This is a genomic window from Vescimonas sp., from assembly GCF_057856985.1.
The window spans coordinates 13,309-31,134 of record NZ_DBLZXX010000019.1 but is presented as its reverse complement, the minus strand read 5'-3'; the positions used below and the strand labels follow the sequence as shown (position 1 = coordinate 31,134).

At 63.2% G+C, this 17,826-nt stretch carries 15 protein-coding genes; 2 read left to right on the top strand and 13 right to left on the bottom strand.

The window, feature by feature from the left end; genetic code table 11:
* The first annotated feature begins 249 nt into the window (after positions 1-249).
* Together ACZM22_RS09495 and ACZM22_RS09490 are read left to right on the top strand one after the other, a co-directional pair.
* Positions 250-2,436 (top strand): ATP-binding protein, encoded by a 2,187-nt coding sequence (locus tag ACZM22_RS09495; protein WP_489543882.1) that lies wholly within the window; start codon positions 250-252, stop codon positions 2,434-2,436.
* A 93-nt stretch (positions 2,437-2,529) separates the two neighbouring features.
* Positions 2,530-3,357: a P-loop NTPase gene (locus ACZM22_RS09490; RefSeq protein WP_489543881.1), complete on the top strand. Its 828-nt coding sequence runs from the start codon at positions 2,530-2,532 to the stop codon at positions 3,355-3,357.
* Between the two features lie 39 nt (positions 3,358-3,396).
* On the opposite strand, the gene ACZM22_RS09485 is transcribed toward ACZM22_RS09490, so the two are convergent.
* The 13 genes from ACZM22_RS09485 to ACZM22_RS09425 all read right to left on the bottom strand — a co-directional run bounded on the left by ACZM22_RS09485 (position 3,397) and on the right by ACZM22_RS09425 (position 17,673).
* Positions 3,397-4,110 carry an ABC transporter ATP-binding protein gene (locus ACZM22_RS09485; RefSeq protein WP_483268727.1) on the bottom strand — a complete coding sequence of 238 codons (714 nt, stop codon included), beginning with the start codon at positions 4,108-4,110 and terminating at the stop codon, positions 3,397-3,399.
* Positions 4,097-4,909 carry an ABC transporter ATP-binding protein gene (locus ACZM22_RS09480; RefSeq protein ID WP_483268730.1) on the bottom strand — a complete coding sequence of 271 codons (813 nt, stop codon included), beginning with the start codon at positions 4,907-4,909 and terminating at the stop codon, positions 4,097-4,099. The genes ACZM22_RS09485 and ACZM22_RS09480 overlap by 14 nt, the downstream gene beginning before the upstream one ends.
* 38 nt (positions 4,910-4,947) lie before the next feature.
* Entirely contained in the window at positions 4,948-6,048 is a 1,101-nt protein-coding gene (locus ACZM22_RS09475) for a branched-chain amino acid ABC transporter permease (RefSeq protein ID WP_489543880.1), read from the bottom strand.
* A gap of 4 nt (positions 6,049-6,052) precedes the next feature.
* Positions 6,053-6,934, bottom strand: a complete 882-nt coding sequence (locus ACZM22_RS09470) for a branched-chain amino acid ABC transporter permease (protein ID WP_484424795.1) — start codon at positions 6,932-6,934, stop codon at positions 6,053-6,055.
* 73 nt (positions 6,935-7,007) lie between these two features.
* The gene (locus tag ACZM22_RS09465; RefSeq protein ID WP_484424794.1) at positions 7,008-8,321 is read right to left on the bottom strand and encodes an ABC transporter substrate-binding protein; all 1,314 of its coding nucleotides are present in this window, start codon (positions 8,319-8,321) and stop codon (positions 7,008-7,010) included.
* 369 nt (positions 8,322-8,690) lie between these two features.
* On the bottom strand, positions 8,691-10,529 hold the full coding sequence (gene ftsH, locus ACZM22_RS09460; protein WP_489543879.1) for an ATP-dependent zinc metalloprotease FtsH: 1,839 nt from the start codon (positions 10,527-10,529) through the stop codon (positions 8,691-8,693).
* A gap of 15 nt (positions 10,530-10,544) precedes the next feature.
* Positions 10,545-11,207, bottom strand: a complete 663-nt coding sequence (lepB, locus tag ACZM22_RS09455) for a signal peptidase I (protein WP_489543878.1) — start codon at positions 11,205-11,207, stop codon at positions 10,545-10,547.
* A 71-nt stretch (positions 11,208-11,278) separates the two neighbouring features.
* Positions 11,279-11,911 carry a signal peptidase I gene (gene lepB / locus ACZM22_RS09450; protein WP_484424791.1) on the bottom strand — a complete coding sequence of 211 codons (633 nt, stop codon included), beginning with the start codon at positions 11,909-11,911 and terminating at the stop codon, positions 11,279-11,281.
* 50 nt (positions 11,912-11,961) lie between these two features.
* Entirely contained in the window at positions 11,962-12,516 is a 555-nt protein-coding gene (gene hpt, locus ACZM22_RS09445; protein ID WP_484424790.1) for a hypoxanthine phosphoribosyltransferase, read from the bottom strand.
* Positions 12,517-12,532: 16 nt separating this feature from the next.
* A complete protein-coding gene (tilS, locus tag ACZM22_RS09440; protein WP_489543877.1) occupies positions 12,533-13,831 on the bottom strand; it encodes a tRNA lysidine(34) synthetase TilS in 1,299 nt (432 codons plus the stop codon).
* 3 nt (positions 13,832-13,834) lie between these two features.
* A complete protein-coding gene (gene dnaB / locus ACZM22_RS09435; protein ID WP_483268443.1) occupies positions 13,835-15,187 on the bottom strand; it encodes a replicative DNA helicase in 1,353 nt (450 codons plus the stop codon).
* Positions 15,188-15,214: 27 nt separating this feature from the next.
* Complete coding sequence (gene rplI, locus ACZM22_RS09430; RefSeq protein WP_484424788.1) at positions 15,215-15,664, bottom strand: 50S ribosomal protein L9; 450 nt, start codon at positions 15,662-15,664, stop codon at positions 15,215-15,217.
* A gap of 20 nt (positions 15,665-15,684) precedes the next feature.
* Positions 15,685-17,673 carry a DHH family phosphoesterase gene (locus tag ACZM22_RS09425; protein WP_484424787.1) on the bottom strand — a complete coding sequence of 663 codons (1,989 nt, stop codon included), beginning with the start codon at positions 17,671-17,673 and terminating at the stop codon, positions 15,685-15,687.
* Between the last annotated feature and the right edge of the window lie 153 nt (positions 17,674-17,826).

The window sequence follows — 17,826 nt, the reverse complement described above, 5'->3', positions numbered from 1 at the left end:
CGCTCCTTAGCCCGTTTTCACAAGCTCTCTCGCGCTCCCGTCTGGTGCTTTTCGTTTCGTTCGTTGTTTAATTTACAAGGTACACGTCCCACGCGGAACAGTTGATATATTACTACGGCTGCCTCCATTTGTCAACACTTTTTTTGTTCTTTTTCAAAATTTTTTCTAATGCCCTTTCGGGTGACATTTTTCGCCGCCCATGCTATAATCTGTATTATTATGGTATACCGCGAAAAGGAGGAGCAAATCTTGGAATTTCTCCATCTCAATGCCACCTTCGGACGCCTGGAGCAGCATGAGCTGCACCTGCACAGTGGCCTGAACCTCATCTGTGCCCCCAACGAGTCCGGCAAATCCACCTGGGGCAGCTTCATCTGCGCCATGCTCTATGGCCTGTCCACTCGTGACCGCGGCCTCATGGCCGACAAGAACCGCTTCGCCCCCTGGAGCGGCGCCGCCATGCAGGGCCGCATGGATATTCTGTCCGACGGCCGCGCCCTGACGCTGCAGCGGGACACCCGCCGCGCCAACGCGCCCATGGGGAATTTTTCCTGCACCTACACTGGCACCGGTACCCCCGCGGAGGGCATCACTGCCCAGAACGCCGGTGAGCAGCTGCTGGGCGTCCCCCGTGACGTGTGGGAACGCAGCGCTTTCATCGGTCAGAATGCGCTGGCCGTGAGCCAGAGCGCCGAGCTGGAGCGGCGCATCTCCTCCCTCATCACCACCGGTGAGGAGGACGCCTCCTTCACCGAGTCCTACGAGCGCCTGAAAAAGCAGCTAAACCGCCGCAAGCACAACAAGACCGGCCAGATCCCTGTGCTGGAACGGGACATCGCGCAGCTGCACCAGTCCCTGCAGGAGCTGGACGCCCTGGAGCAGCAGGCCCGTCAGGCCCAGGAGGAGGTGTCCGCCCTGACCCAACGGGTGGACGGCCTGCGCCATCAGGCGGTGCAGCAGCAGGCTCAGATCCGGCAGGAGCGCATCAACGCCTGGCACCGTGCTGCCCGCACGGCGGAGGAGGCCCAGCGCCGCGCCGACATTCTGGCGGAGGCTGCCGCGCCGCTGCCGGACAACGCTGCGCTGTCCCTGCTGGAGGGGCAGGCTGCCGCGCTGCAAAGCGACATGGCTGCCCTTACCGGCCAGCGCAGCGCAGCCAACGAGGCCCGCACTGCCGCGGCAGAGGCCCACGCCGTCTGGGAGGCCCACCCGCTGTACCCCGACGATGCTGCGGCGCTGGAGCGCCGCGCCGCCAGTATCGCCCCCGCTAAGGCCCCGTCCCTGCTGCTGCCCGCCGCCGATGGACTGCTGTTGGTCATCAGTGCCGTGCTGGCTGTGGTGTTCCGCGCCGCCTCACCCCAGCGCTGGATCTTCGCCGGTATGGCTCTGCTGGCCGCGGCGCTCACCGTATTCTCCGTCTGCCTGCGCCGCCGTGCCATCCGACAGGAGCAGGAGCGGGTGGATCGTGATCGCGCCGCTCTGGCGGAGCAGACAGCCTCGTACCTGCCCCTCCGCGACCGCGCCGCCCAGACCGACGAAGCCGCCCGCCGCGCCGGCGCCATCCTCTCCGGTGCCGAGGAGAGCTGCCGCAGCCGCCTGCTGACCCTGCTGACCCAGGTGCAGCGCTTCGCACCTGCCGCCGCCGACCTGTCCGGTGCGCAAATTGCCCTGTCGGACGCCCGCCGCAGCCGCGATACCCTGGCCGACGCCCGCCGCACCGCTCGGGAGGCCGCCGTGGGCCGCGATGCCCTGCAGAGCCAGCTGTCGGAGGAGGACCTGACCCGTCCTCCCATGCCGGTGACCCCCATCGCCGGCGGCAGTGTGGAGCTGGAGCTGTCCCAGGCACAGACGGCGCTGGCCGACGCCCGCAGCCGCTATGACCACCTGTTGGGCCGCATCCGCGGGCTGGACCGCAGCAGCGATCTGACCGACCAACTATCTCAGAAGCGGGAGGAACTGGCCCGCCTTCAGCAGGAGTATGATGCCATCACTCTGGCCATGACGGCCCTGGAGCAGGCCAATATCATCCTGAAAAACCGTTTTTCCCCCGCGCTGGGCGCACGGGCTGCAGAGATCTTCTCCGCCCTCACCGACGGTCGCTATGACAAGGTGCTGCTGAGCCAGGACATGGCTCTGTCCGCCGAGCAGTCCGGCGACCCCATGAGCCGCAGCATCCGCCTGCTGAGTCAGGGCGCCGCCGACCAACTATATCTGGCGGTACGCCTTGCTATCTGCGGCATGGTGCTGCCGGAGGAGAAGCACGTCCCGTTGATTCTGGACGACGCGCTGGTATCCTTCGATGACCGACGGCTCCGCGCCGCGCTGGATGTCCTGCTGGCCGAGAGCGAACAGCGTCAGATCCTGCTGTTCACCTGCCAGACGCGGGAGCGGGACTACCTGGCGGGGCATAAAAATGTTACGGTCCTGACATTATAGACTTGCCAGCGCCGCGATTTGGTGTTATACCTGTACGTACACCGATCATCCACCATGTTACCATTCACTACATTTATATAAGGAGAAGCAGTTATGAGCGATTGTACCCACGATTGCAGTACGTGCGGCGAGAGCTGCGCGGATCGCAAAAACGAAAGTCCCTTCCAGATCAAGCCTCTGCGGGAGGGCTGCCGCGTCGGTAAGGTCTACGGCGTGGTGTCCGGCAAGGGCGGCGTCGGCAAGTCCATGGTCACCAGCCAGCTGGCGGTGTCCGTCCGCCGTGAGGGCTACAACGTAGCCGTGCTGGACGCCGACATCACCGGCCCCTCCATTCCCAAGGCCTTCGGCATCCACGGCCGTGCCATGGCCCGCGGGGACGCCATCGTCCCCGTCACCACCGCCACCGGCATCCAGTTGATGTCCGTGAACCTGCTGCTGGAGCACGAGACGGACCCCGTCATCTGGCGCGGCCCCGTGATCGGCGGCGTGGTCCAGCAGTTCTGGGGCGACACCCTGTGGAACGACGTGGACTATATGTTCGTGGACATGCCCCCCGGCACCGGCGACGTGGCCCTCAACGTGTTCCAGACCCTGCCGGTGGACGGCGTCATCATCGTGGCGTCGCCGCAGGACCTGGTGTCCATGGTGGTGCAGAAGGCCGTAAAGATGGCCCAGATGATGCACATTCCCATCGTGGGTCTGGTGGAGAACATGAGCTACGTGCAGTGTCCCGACTGCGGCAAAAAGCTCTATATTTTCGGTGAGGGAAAGACGGAGGAGGCCGCCAAGGAGTACGGCCTGCCCCTGCTGGCCAAGATGCCCATCGACCCGCAGCTGGCCAAGCTGACGGACGACGGCTGCATCGAGCAGTTCGAAGGCCACTGGCTGGACGGCGTGGTGGACGCCATCCTCAAGAAGTAAAAAAATATCCCGCGGCACTCACTGCCGCGGGATATTTTTTTACTTCTTTTTCTTGCCCAGATACGCTTCCTTGATGGACTCATCGGCCAGCAGCTCCGCGCCGGTGCCGGACTTGGTGATGCACCCCGTCTCCAGCACGTAGGCGTAGTCCGCGATCTTCAGGGCCATATTGGCGTTCTGCTCGATGAGCAGTACCGTCATGCCCTGCTGGTTCACGGTACGGATAATGTCGAAGATACCCTGCACCACCAACGGCGCCAGGCCCAGCGACGGCTCATCCAGCATCAGCAGCTTGGGACGGCTCATCAGGGCCCGCCCCACAGCCAGCATCTGCTGCTCGCCGCCGGACAGGGTGCCCGCCTGCTGCCAGTGCCGCTCCTGCAGCCGTGGGAACAGGTCATACACCCACCGGATGTCCTTTTCGATGCCGTCCTTGTCCTTGCGCAGGTACGCGCCGATCTTCAGGTTTTCCAGCACCGTCAGGTTGGGGAACACCCGCCGCCCCTCGGGGGACTGGGCGATGCCCGCCTCCAGCACCTTGTTGATGGGCTTGCCCAGCAGCTCCTGCCCATCGTAGGTGACGGAACCGCTGTCCGCCTTCACAAGGCCCGATATGGTACGCAGCGTGGTGGACTTACCGGCGCCGTTGGCGCCGATGAGCGTTACGATCTTGCCGTCCGGCACCTCCAGGCTGATGCCCCGCAGGGCACGGATGCCGCCGTAGGACACGTGGAGATCATCAATCTTCAGCATCGTCTGCCACCCCCAGATATGCGTCAATGACGCGCGCGTTGTTTTGGATCTCCTCCGGCGTGCCCTGTGCGATGAGCTCGCCGAAATCCAGCACATAGATACGGTCGGCGATGCCCATCACCAGATCCATGTGATGCTCGATGAGAAGGATCGTCTTGTGGAACTTCTCGCGGATCTCGCGGATAAACTCCGCCAGTTCCAGCGTCTCCTGCGGGTTCATGCCGGCAGCCGGCTCGTCCAGCAGCAGCAGCTTGGGGTCGGTGGCCAGCGCACGGGCGATCTCCAGCCGCCGCTGCTTGCCGTAGGGCAGGCTGGTGGCCAGCTCGTCCTTCACGTCCTCCAGGCCCACCACCCGCAGCAGCTCCAGCACCTCGGCGCGCTGCCGCGCCTCCTCCCTGGCGTTGAGCCGGAACATGGCGGTGAACATATTGCTGCTGCGCCGCAGGTGCTTGGCGATGAGCACGTTGTCGAACACGGTCATAGACTTCCACAGCCGGATGTTCTGGAATGTGCGGGCCATGCCCATTCTGGTCAGCTTATCGGGCGTGGGCTCCAGCACGGACTTGTAGTCCCCCAGGTGCTTGCCCTTATACTGGCGGCGCATCTTGCCGCGCGGGTGGTTCTCCACCACCTTTTTCCCGTCGAACAGCACCTGCCCGTTGGTAGGCGCGTACACGCCGGTGATGACGTTGAACGCCGTGGTCTTGCCGGCGCCGTTGGGGCCGATAAGGGCCACGATCTCGCCCTCATTGACCTCCATGCTCAGATCGTCCACGGCTACCACACCGCCGAACTGCATGGTCACATTTTCCACGCGCAGCACGTTTTTCGTCTCACTCACTGTACGTCACCGCCTTTCGCCGCACTCTTGCGGGTAAAGAAACGCCCGATCTTCCGGATGTCGTCATACACCGACACCTCGCGGGTGCCCATGATGCCCTTGCGGAAGAACAGCACCACGATCATGATCAGCACGGAGAACACCACCATGCGGAAGCCGTAGCCCAGCAGGGGGACCCGTGCGCCCGATGCGGTGTACGTCTCCAGATCCAGGAATCGCAGCCACCACTCGCTGCTGGCGTAGTAGATGAACGCCGCAATGACGGAGCCGGACACGGAGCCGATGCCGCCCACCACCACCACCAGCAGGATCTGATATGTCATGCTGGTGGTAAAGGACACGGAGGACACCGATGTGTTGCACATGGCCAGCATGGCGCCGGCCACGCCGCAGAAGAAGGAGCTGACCACGAAGGAGATCATCTTGTGCCGCGCCAGATTGATGCCCATGGCCTCGGCGGCGATCTCGTCGTCGCGGATGGCCTTGAACGCCCGCCCGTAGGTGGAGTTGATGAGCAGCACGATCAGCAGGATGCACACGCCGGCAATGGCGGCGTAGGGCATCACGCTTTTCGGCGCGGTAAAGTTATTCAGCGGGTCGGGGCCGTTGGTCAGCGGGCCGAACTGGCTGAGCTGCACCAGACCGCGGACGATCTCCGCGAATCCCAGCGTGGCGATGGCCAGATAGTCGCTCTTCAGCCGCAGCACAGGCAGGCCGATGAGGAATGCGAAGAACGCGGCCACCACACCTGCTGCCAGCAGCGCCAGCACCAGCGGCATCTGAAACTGCACCAGACTGTCGCCGTAGTTGCGGAACACGGTGCTCCGCAGCTCCACAGGGATGGTCAGAATGGCATAGGCATACGCGCCCAGCAGCATGAAGCCCGCCTGACCCAGCGAGAACAGACCGGTAAAGCCGTTGAGCAGGTTCATGGCCACCGCCGCCAGTGCGAAGGTACATACCTTCCGCAGCACGGGGAACCACATGGAGCTGGACGGCGCGAAGGCGTCCACGCATCCCACCAGCGCCACCAGCACCGCCACCAAAATGAGGTTGCAGATGGTGCGCTTGTTTTTCTCCCAAAATGTCGTTTTCATCCTCTCACACCTTCTCCGTCGTTTTCTCTCCGAAGAGGCCCGTGGGTTTGATGACCAGAATGATAATCAGCAGTGCAAACGAGATAACATCGCTGAAATCTGCCAGTCCGAAGGCTTTTGCCAGACTCTCCACCACGCCGATGAGCAGTGCGCCCACCACAGCGCCGGGCACGGAGCCGATGCCGCCCACCACAGCGGCGATAAACGCCTTGATGCCCGGGGTGGAGCCTGCCATGTGGTTGATGCCGGTGTTCTTGGCGAAGTACAGCAGCGCGCCCACCGCCGCCAGGAACGAGCCGATGATGAACGTCATGGAGATGACGCGGTTGATCTTCACGCCCATGAGCTGCGCCGTCTCAAAATCCTTGGACACGGCCCGCATGGACATACCGAACTTGGTGTGGTTGATAATAAGCACCAGAATGACCATCAGCACCACCGCTACCAGTGGGGAGATGAACACCGCCAGCTTGTCCTTCACGCCGAACACGCGGATGCTCTGGCTGATAAGGGGGATATCGGGGAATTGCTTGGCCAGGCCGCCGGTGACGTAGCACACCAGATTCTGCAGCAGATAGCTGACGCCGATGGCGGAGATCATCACGGACATCCGCGGCGCGGTGCGCAGCGGGGAATAGGCGCATTTTTCGATGGCAAAGCCCACGAACACCGTCAGGGCAATCATGATGAGGATGGTCACCCACATAGGCATAGTGGGGAAGGAGGCCGCCAGATAGATCATCATGATGCCCGACAGCATGAACAGGTCGCCGTGGGCGAAGTTGATGAGCTTCAGGATGCCGTACACCATGGTGTAGCCGATGGCCACCAGCGCGAACTGTCCGCCTGTGGCAAGCCCTCGGATCAGATAAGGAGTCAGATTCATGTATGTCACCTCTCAAACCGAAAGAAGTACGGTGGCGCGGACCACCGTACTTCTGTGGGTCAAATCAGAATGGTCACGCAGCCGCCACCATGTCCCAGGCGAACTGAGCCATGACGGAGCCCTGGAACGGATCCAGGAAGCAGATGCGGAAGTACCAGTCGTGACCGTCGGTGACGGACGCGTTGGTGCAGGACACGCCGATGGCAGGGATCTGGGCCTCAGCGAAGGTATCTGCCGCAGCGATGGACACGCCGGAGCCGTAGGAGCCCAGGGAGATCATAGCGCCTGCGGAGACGATGGAGGAAGCGGCGGACACCGCGTTCTCCTCCAGAGAGCCGTTGTCGGAGACGTACAGCTCCACGGTGTACTCCTCACCGGCAATGTCGATCTTATTGTCCAGGGAGTTGGCATACTTGATGCCCAGCACTTCCTGCTTGCCGCCGCCGCCGTTGTTGCCGGTCAGAGGCTCATACACGCCGATGACGATCTTGTGGTTGACGGTATCCAGCTTCACGCCGGCGGCATCGCCGTAGTCAAAGCCGGTGGCCTGCGTGTCATCGTTCTGGACCTCCTGGGTCTTGACGAACTCGAACTTGGAGCCGTCGGCTGCGGCCTTCTTGATGTAGGCGCAGTTCTTGATGGCATCGCCGGTGTAGTTGAACTGGATCTTGCCGGTAACGGCGTCGTCATAGGTCAGGGTCCACAGCGCTCTGGCCACGTCCACGGAGGTCAGGTCAGCGCCCTTGGTCTCGGCCGCAGCGCGGATGGCCGCCATGGCCACGTTGTAGGCGTCGAAGCCCAGCGCGGAGACAGCCGCCACAATGTCGTTGCCGCCATTGTCGTTGTAGGCGTCGGAGTTGGCGTTCAGCCATGCCTTGAAGCCGTCAACGAACTCGGACGCGGCGCTGGAAGCGGAGTCGTTCTCATCAAAGAAAGTAGAGCAGTACACGTTCAGCCCGGTGTTGGCCATGCCGTCCAGAATGACGGAGGACTCCCAGGTGTCACCGGCCATGATGGGGCACTCCACGCCCAAGTCGTTGGCCTGGGGCAGCAGGCTGGATGCCACGGTGATGGAGTTGGGGGCAAAGATCACATCGGCGTCCTTATCAATGGCCTTCTGCAGATAGTCGGAGAAGTTGGTGGTGTTGGTGGGGAAGGTCTCCATCACAACGGTGCCGCCCAGCTTCTCAAAGGCGGTCTGGAAGCTGCTGGCCAGACCCAGAGAATAGGTGTCGCCTTTCTCGGCCAGCACGTAGGCCACGGGGGCGCTGCCGTCGGAGCCCTTGTTGTCGTCATCGGAGCCCTGGCTGTCGCCGCCCTGCTGGCCGCAGGCCACCAGGCTCAGCGCCATGACCAGCGCCAGAAGCATCGCAAAAAACTTCTTCATTTCATTTTCCTCCTATGCTTTCTCCGGAGGACCCTCCCAAATGGGTCCTCCATAGAATGCCCCCATTTTATCGGAACTCCCCTGTGATTACAACTGTGAGTTGCTCCGAAAAATCGTGCTGCTTTTCCCCGGAAGGCCTTGATTTCTCCGGCTTTTCCGCCGCTTTTGTCTCCCCGCCGCGTACATTTGCCGTTATTTTCCGGCATACTTCCCCGACATTTGTCCGCCACTCGCAGACACACTTTTCGTCATTTTGCCCAAAGCTCTATTATTTTTCCCTATAATCAGCCCTTCCGCCCGCGCTATTTGCACAAAAGAGGCCCTGCGGCGCTGCCGCAGGGCCTCTTTTTCTCATTTTTGCGCGGACCTTTACCGTTCCTCCGATGCCTGCTCGCCGGTGAAATAGCTCTCGAAGGTCTCGGCGTCCATGGTCTCGTGGACCAGCAGATACTCCGCCACGGCCACCAGCTGCTCGCGGTTGGCCGTCAAAATCCGGCGGCACTGGTCGTAAGCGCTGTCGATGATGGCGCGGATCTCCTCGTCCATCTCCGCCGCCGTTTTCTCCGAGTAGGGACGGGTGTGTCCCATGGACTTGCCGATAAACACCTCATCGGTGCCTGCGTCGAAGGCCACGTTGCCCAGCTTTTCCGACATGCCGTAGGTGCCCACCATCTTTCTGGCAATGGCCGTGGCCCGCTGGATGTCACTGGACGCGCCGGTGGAGATATCACCCAAAATCAGTTCCTCCGCGGCGCGGCCGCCCAGCAGGGATACGATCTGCTGGGTCATATACGCCTTGGAGCGGTAGGACCGGTCCTCCTCCGGCAGGAAGATGGTCATGCCGCCCGCCTGTCCCCGGGGCACGATGGTGATCTGGTGTACCGGATCGTGATCGGGCAGGGCGTGGATGACCACGGCGTGGCCCGCCTCGTGGTAGGCGGTGAGCTTCCGCTCTATCTCGGGGATCACGCGGCTGCGCTTTTCCGGACCGGCGATGACCTTGATGACCGCCTCATGGATGACATCCTCGGTGATGAACTTCTGGTCCCGCCGGCCGGCCAGCAGCGCCGCCTCGTTCAGCAGATTCTCCAGATCCGCGCCGGTGAAGCCCGCGGTGCTGCGGGCCACGCGGCCCAGGTCCACATCCTCCGCCAGCGGCTTGCCGCGGGCGTGGATCTTCAGAATGTCCTCCCGCCCCTTAATGTCGGGCAGCCCCACATATACCTGCCGGTCAAAGCGCCCGGGCCGCAGCAGCGCGGGGTCCAAGATGTCCACGCGGTTGGTGGCGGCCAGCACCACCACGCCCTCATTGACGGCGAAGCCGTCCATCTCCACCAGCAGCTGGTTCAGCGTCTGCTCGCGCTCATCGTGTCCGCCGCCCAGACCGCTGCCGCGCTGACGGCCCACCGCGTCGATCTCGTCAATAAACACGATGGCCGGCGCCTGCTTCTTGGCCTGCTCAAACAGGTCGCGGACGCGGCTGGCGCCCACGCCCACATACATCTCCACAAAGTCGGAGCCGGAGATGGACAGATATGCCACGTCCGCCTCCCCCGCCACGGCCTTGGCCAGCAGGGTCTTGCCGGTGCCCGGAGGGCCCACCAGCAGCACGCCCTTGGGGATGTGTGCCCCCAGTGCCGTATACTTCTCGGGGTCCCGCAGGAACTGGACGATCTCCTCCAGCTCCTCCTTCTCCTCATCGGCGCCGGCCACGTCCTGAAATGTCACCTTCTTGCTGCCCGTGGGTAAGCTCTGGGTGCGGGCCTCGCCGAAGCGGGCCATCTTGTCGTTGGCCGCCGCACCGCCGCCGTTCATCCGGTTCATCAGGTTCAGCAGCAGGATGAATCCCATGATCGCCAGTACATAGGGCAGCAGCACCTCTACCCAGTTGGTGGAGTGGTCGGCGTGGTAGTCGTAGGCCTCGATGATGCCCGCCTTGTTCTGCTCCACCACCAGATCGTTGAGATCCTCGTAAAACGTCTCAAAGCTGTACAGCTCGCAGGTGGCGGTGGTGCCGTCCCGCAGGCTGGCGGTGAGCCGCTCATTCTCAATGGCGAAGGACTGCACCTTCTCCTCCGTGAACAGCGAGCGCAGCTGGCTGTACGAAATGTCTCCGGCGCGGCGCATATTGCCCGCCAGATACCCCACGAATACTACCACAAGGACTACCAGCAGCAGGCCGGTCGCCCCGAATCGTCTTCTTTCCAAAACCTTACGCCCCCTTTATCCGATCCACCGCACGCCCTGCCAGCTCTGGCCGGAGCCGATGGAGATGGCCAGCAGCATCCGGCCCTGCACCTGTGATACCGGAATGTACGGCTCCCGCAGATACCGGCTGTCATGAGAGCCTGTGCGGTTGTCGCCCATCACGAAAATGCAGTCCTCCGGCACCTGAAACGTGTCCTTTTCGCTCTGTGTGATACCGCTGACCGGCAGATAGTCCTCGTCCAGCTTCTCTCCGTTGATATAGACGAAGCCGCCCTCAAAGGACACCGTCTCTCCGGGCAGTCCCACCACCCGCTTCACCAGCACGTGGCCCATCTCCTCGTCCCAGAACGTGACGATGCTGCCCCGCTGCGGCGCCGGATCGCTGACCAGATAGGGCAGCCGCCAGCCTACCAACAGCGATTTGGTGGGAATGGTGGTCTCCATGGAGCCGCTGGGCACGTAGGCCAGCTGCAGCAGCACGCGGAAAATGAGCACTACCACCGCCAGCGTCACCAGCAGATAGCCGTAGTCGCTCCACAGCCGCTTCCACCGGCTCTGCTGCACCGGTGCCGCGCCGCTCTCCGGCACGTCCGCCGCAGGCATCTTCCCCTGCGCCGTATCGTTCCGCGCCGCGTCCGCCCTGTTCCGGGCCAGACGCTTGCCGCCTTTGTCTTCCATATGGTCTCCTTTCGCCGCCGGATGGCTATACGAATTGTATAGCCATCCGTGGAAAATTACGTTTTGCTATGCTATCCGATCCAGCGGACACCCTGCCAGCTCTGGCCGGAGCCGATGGAGAACGCCAGCAGCATCCGCCCCTGGATGGATGCCGCCGGTATATACGGCTCCTGCAGCAGACGGCTGTCCTTGGACCACTCGCGGTTGTCGCCCATCACGAACACGCAGCCCTCCGGCACCTGGAACGTCTTGTCGCACAGGGTCTCCACGCCCTCCGGCAGATAGTCCTCGCCCAGCTGCGCCCCGTCGATATACACATCGCCGCCCTCGAAGGACACCGTCTCCCCGGGCAGTCCCACCACCCGCTTCACCAGCACCTCACCCTCCTCGTCGTTCCAGAACGTAACGATAGCGCCCCGCTGGGGCACGGGGTCGGCCACTGCATAGGGCAGCCGCCACCCCACCACCAGTGATCGGGTGGGGATGGTGGTCTCCATGGACGCGGTGGGCACGTAGATGAGCTGCAGCAGCACCCGCAGCAGGAACAGCATCACCGCCGCCGTGACGACCAGATAGCCCCAGTCGTCCCACAGCCGCCGCCACCGGCTCTTTCCCGCCGGTGCGCCGCCTGCCGCAGCCTGCTCCGCTATCGCCGCACCATCCGGTGCGCCGCCTGCCAGCCGTTTGCCGCCCTTGTCCCTCATCTGTCTGCGTCCCCCGTTCTCTATACGATGCGTATATAAAATACGCCGTTTTACTTGCTGTATACCTCCGGCTTCAGCACGCCGATGTAGGGCATGTTGCGGTACTGCTGGGCGTAGTCCAGCCCGTAGCCCACTACGAACTCGTCGGGCACCTCGAAGCCCACATAATCGGCCTTGATGGGCTTTTCCCGCCGCGCCGGCTTATCCAGCAGGGTAGCGATGGTAACGGACGCCGCGCCCTTGGTCCTGAGATAGTCCGTCAGGAACGCCAGCGTGTTGCCGGAGTCCAGAATGTCCTCCACCACGATGATGTCGCGGCCGCTGATGTCCCGCTGCAGATCGCGGGTGATCTGCACCACGCCGGAGGACTTGGTCCCGTTGTTGTAGGAGGACACGCCGATAAACTCCAGCTCGCTCTTGAGCTGGGCCGCCCGCACCAGGTCCGCCATAAAGATGAAGCAGCCGTTCAGCACGCCCACGAACATGGGGTTTTTATCGCGGAACGCATCATAGATCTCCTCGCCCAGTTTCGCCACGCGGGTCTTGATCTCTTCCTCAGACAGCAGGACCTTCAGAATATCCTGATCCATATTGCTCTTCGCCATACCGTTTTGTCCTCCGTTAGCTTTCTCTCATTATAATATAATATATGCCCTCACCGGATGGCTCCGGCAGGAAGCTCCTGTCCACGCCGATGCCCCACGCGGCGGCGGCCACGCCGTCCACACACAGCACCGGTATTTTCCGGCGGTTCTCGGGTCTCACGCCCCGCTCCGCCATGAGCCGCTTCAGACTCCGCGCCCCGCGGCCGTCCGGCAGTGTCAGCCGGTCCTCCCGCCGCCAGCAGCGGGCCGTCAGGCGCTGCTCCGCGCCGCACCGCAGTGCCAGCGCTCCCTCCATGGGTCTTCTGCTCACCACGAGGCATCCCGCGCCGTAGGGGTTCTCTCCCCGGCGCAGTACCGTCTCCTCCGGCACCGTCTCCGCCATGCGCAGGGTCAGCACGCCGCCGCGGCACACCGCCTCCACGCCCTCCGGCAGCGACAGCGCGCCCTCGCCGGCGGCCAGCTGCTCCAGCGCCGCCAGATGCACTGCACCCAGATCCTTCCGTCCCGTGGGCAGCCGATCCAGCAGCAGCCGCAGCATTCTGGGCCGCAGGGCTTCTGGCGCTGCCAGCAGTGCTTCGCAGTCCACTCCGGTCCCCGTTGACCGCAGCCGCTCCGCCGCCAGCGAATCCAGATAGGCGTTCTCCCGCCGCAGGATGTCCGCCGTGCAGGCGATGTGTTCCGCCGCTCGGGGGTTGATTCCCTCCAGCTCCGGCCAGATCTCCAGCCGCAGCCGGTTACGGGCGTAGGCCGTGTCCCCGTTGGTCTCATCGGTGACATACGCCAGATCGTGCTCGGCAATATATCGCTCAATGTCCCGCCGCGGCGTGTCCAGCAGCGGCCGGACGATGTTGCCCCGCACCGGCGGGATACCCGTCAGACCCTGGGGTCCCGTGCCCCGCAGCAGCTGCAGCAGCACCGTCTCCGCCAGATCGTTCTGGTGGTGGGCCGTGGCGATCTTCTCTGCGCCGATGGTCTCCGCCGTCCGCTGCAAAAACTCATACCGCGCGCGGCGCCCCGTCTCCTCCACCGTCAGGCCCCACGTGCCGCATAGGGCGTACACGTCGGCCCGTTCCGTGTAGAACGGGATGCCCCGCCGGGCGCAGAAACTGCGGACGAAGTCCTCGTCCCGCTGGGCGGTAGGGCGCATCAGATGGTTCAGATGTCCCGCCGCGGCGGTAAAGCCCCGCTCCTGCCCCAGCGTGTGCAGATAGTCCAGCAGGCAGATGGAATCCCGCCCGCCGGACACGGCGCACAGGATCACGCTGCCCTTTTCCGGCAGCATGTGCCACCGCGCCATCCACGGCGTCAGGTCCATGGCTCACTCCTCATCGTCATAGCGGTTCTCCAGCGTGCCGAAGGCGGTGTACTCCGGCATCCACCGCAACTCCACCTTACCGGTCTCGCCGTGGCGGTTCTTGGCCACGATGCACTCCGCCACGTTGCGCTTTTCCGAATCGCTGTTGTAGTAATCGTCCCGATACAGGAACAGCACGATGTCCGCGTCCTGCTCGATGGCGCCGGATTCGCGGAGGTCCGACAGCATGGGCCGCTTGTCGTCGCGCTTTTCGTTGGCACGGCTCAGCTGGCTCAGGCACAGCACCGGCACCTGCAGCTCCTTGGCCATGATCTTCAGCATACGGCTGATGTCCGACACCGCCTGCTGGCGGTTCTCGCCGGAGTAGCCCTTTCCGCCGGCGGAGGTCATCAATTGCAGGTAGTCGATGACCACCAGCCCCAGATTCTCCAGCCTGCGGCATTTTGCGTTCATATCCGCCACCGTCAGCAGCGGATTGTCGTCTATGCGGATATCCATCCGGCTCAGGGAGGACGCGGCCTCGGCGATGCGCTGCCAGTCGCTCTCCCGCAGGTTGCCCGTCACCAGACGGGTATTCTCCACCAGTCCCTCGCTGGCGATGAGCCGCGTCACCAGCTGCTCCCGCGACATTTCCAGGGAGAAGATGGCCACGGTCTTGCCGGATTCCTTGGCGGCGGACAGCGCCACGTTCAGGGCCATACTGGTCTTTCCCATGCCCGGGCGTGCGGCCAGCAGCAGCAGGTCGGACTTGTTCAGTCCGTTGATCTTGGCGTCCACGGCGGACAGGCCGGTGGACAGGCCCGGCAGCGTCTTGCCGCCGCTGGCAGTGAGCTCCGCCAGATGGTTCATCACGTCCTGCAGCACCATGCTCACCGTCACCATGTTCTGGGCGCTGCGGCCCCGCCGGATGGCGTAGACCTTCTGCTCCGCTGACTCCAGCATGTCGCCTGCGTCGCCGTTGCCCTCCTGCACCATGGCGGTGATGCTGCCGGCGGCTGCCGCCACCTGCCGCATCAGCGATTTGTCCAGCACGATCTTCACATATTCCATGACGTTGGCGCTGGTGGGCGTCACGTCCATCAGCTGCACCAGATAGTCCCGGGTGTTGTCGTTATAGACGCCGTTTCGCTCCATCTCCCCCGCCACAGTGACGCCGTCAATGGGCCTGGAATAGATGAACATATGGTAGATGGTCTCAAAGATATCGCGGTTGGCCCGCAGATAAAAGTCCTCCGGCTGCAGCTTGTCCATGACGTCCTTGATGCAGTCGGGGTCGATGAGCATGGAGCCCAGCACCGCCTGCTCCGCCTGGGGCGAATGAGGCGCCTGCCGCAGCAGCAGATCGTCCGCAGCCATATGAGACCCTCCTCTCCGTGGTAAAAGTTACTTCTCCTCGATGACCAGCACGTACACAGTGCCGCTGACCTCAAAGCCCAGCTTGGCCTTGACCTCGTAGCTGCCGAAGCTCTTGATAGGCTGATCCAGCACCAGTTTCTTGCCGTCGATCTCCATGCCGAACTGCTCCTTCAGCGCACCGGCGATCTCCTTGCCGGTGACGGCGCCGAACAGCTTGCCGCCTTCGCCGCCCTTGGCCGCGATCTTCACCTGGCAGCTCTTCAGCTTCTCGGCAATGGCCAGCGCCTCCGCCTTGGCCTCCGCGTCCGCCTTGGCCTTGGCCTTGGCCTGCAGCTTCATGGTGTTCACCGCGTCGGCAGTGGCCTCCACGGCCAGTCCCTTGGGCAGCAGGAAATTGCGGGCATAGCCCTCCGCCGCCTCGATGAGCTGTCCCTTCTTTCCCTTGCCCTTCACGTCCTGCTTCAAAATCACTTTCATCGCTCTGTATCTCCTTTTCGTCAGTTTTCAAAGTAACGGTCGATGGCCTCCAGCAGTCTGGCCTTGGCCTCCTCCACCGAGATGTTGTCCGCCTGACCGCCGGCGGTGGTGGAATTGCCGCCGCCGCCCAGCGCCTCCAGAATGACCTGCACGTTCACCTCGCCCAGCGAACGGGCCGACATGTACACGCCCTCTCCCTTCCGGTACAGGACAAAGGACGCCTTGATGCCGCGGATGGTCAGCAGTTCATCCGCCGCCTTGGCCGCCGTCACGCGGTCGCACTCGTCCTCCAGCGCCACCACGGCAATGTCGTCGTGGTACAGCTCCGCCTGCCGGATGATGGCATACCGGTCTACCATGGACTGCAGGTCGCCCTGGAACAAGCGCTGCACATCCTGGGTGTCGGCGCCGGTGCGCCGCAGGTAGGCCGCCGCCTCGAAGGTGCGGCCGCCGGTACGGTTGGTAAAGTTCTTGGTATCCAGCACAATGCCCGCCAGCAGTGCCTCCGCTTCGCATTTCAGCACATCGGAGGGCTCCACCAGATACTGCATCAGCTCTGTCACCAGCTCGCTGGCGGAGGAGGCGTAGGGCTCGTGGTAGTTCAGGGCCATCTTCTCAATGTAGCTGCTGCCCCGCCGGTGGTGGTCGATGACCGCCACGCGGTTGCAGGTCTCCAGCATCTCCTCGGACTCCACGCTCTCCGGCCGGTTGGTGTCCACCACCACCAGCAGCGCCCCGGGTTGGCACTTCAGAAACGCCTCGCCGCCGGAGATCATCACACCGGCGTATTCCGGCTGCTCCGCCATCTTACGGATCAGGGGATGGGCGGCGTTGTTCTCGGTGTCGATGACGATCTGGCACTTCTTGCCCCGTTTGCGGGCGATGCAGCACACGCCCATGGCCGCGCCGACGGAGTCCATGTCCGCGTACTTGTGGCCCATGACATATACCTGCTTGGCGTCGTCGATCAGCTCGCCCAGCGCGTTGGCCATGACGCGGGACTTCACCTTTGTCCGCTTCTCCGTGGACTTGCTGCGCCCGCCGTAGAACTCGAAGTTTACCCGGTCCTTCACCACGGCCTGATCGCCGCCGCGGCTCAGCGCCATCTCCAGCGCCAGCGAGGCGTTCTTGAACAGCTGGTCGAAGCTGTCCTCATCCCGTCCCACGCCGATGGACAGCGCGGCGGACACGCCCTCTCCGGCCTGCACCTGCCGCACCTTCTCCAGCACGTCGAACTTGCTTTCGGTGTAGCCGCCGTAGTCCTTCTCCTCAAACACAAACAGATACCGGTCGCGGTCGTAGCTCAGCAGCAGTCCGCCGGAGCCTGCGGCCCAGTCGTTCAGCTTCTCCTCCAGCGCCGCCAGCACCGCCGAGCGCTTGCTCTCGGGGCAGGCCTTCATCAGCTCCTCGTAGTTGTCCACCATCAGGATGGCCACCAGCGGGCGGGTCAGCTCCAGCGTCTGGCGCATCTCCTCACTGTCCGTAACGTCCATCCAGTACGTGGTGGCCAGAGGGGTCTGGTCCCGCTCCATCTCCTCCGGATGGCTCAGAGAGCCGAACACCCGATAGATCCGGCCGTTCCAGGGGAACAGCTCCGGATACTCCCGCTTGCCCTCCAGCAGCCAGCGATAGCTGAAATCCGGCACCACAGTGTCCACCAGCATCTCGAAGATCTTCTCCTTCTGGCTGGTGAGCTGCATGAACATATCGTTGCTCCACAGCACCTCGCCGGTGTTCACATCGAACACCAGCATGGGCAGCGGGGCGTACAGCATGTTGCTGGAACGGGCGGAATCCATGCCGCCAGATACGCGGTCCATGTACTGCCGTACCGAGGCCTGGGCCATCTTGTTGCGCCGGTTTCCCAGCAGCAGCACCACCACGGCCGCCAGGGCCTCCCCCGCCGCCAGCAGCGGCTCGACCGGAATGGTCACGATAACGAAGGCCAGCAGGCACAGGCTGTATAGTGCCATATTCGTGCGGAACCCGCGAATGATCTTTTTACTCAAAGGGCGTCCTCCTCCCTTTTGATGGGAATACGTCTCCAATTTAATATAGGAATTGATTATAGCACACAATTCCCGTTGGGACAATAGGTGCTTTTGGAAAATCCCGTCAGTTTCCGTCTCCGCCGCGCCTGCTGCGCGCCCTGTCGGAACCTG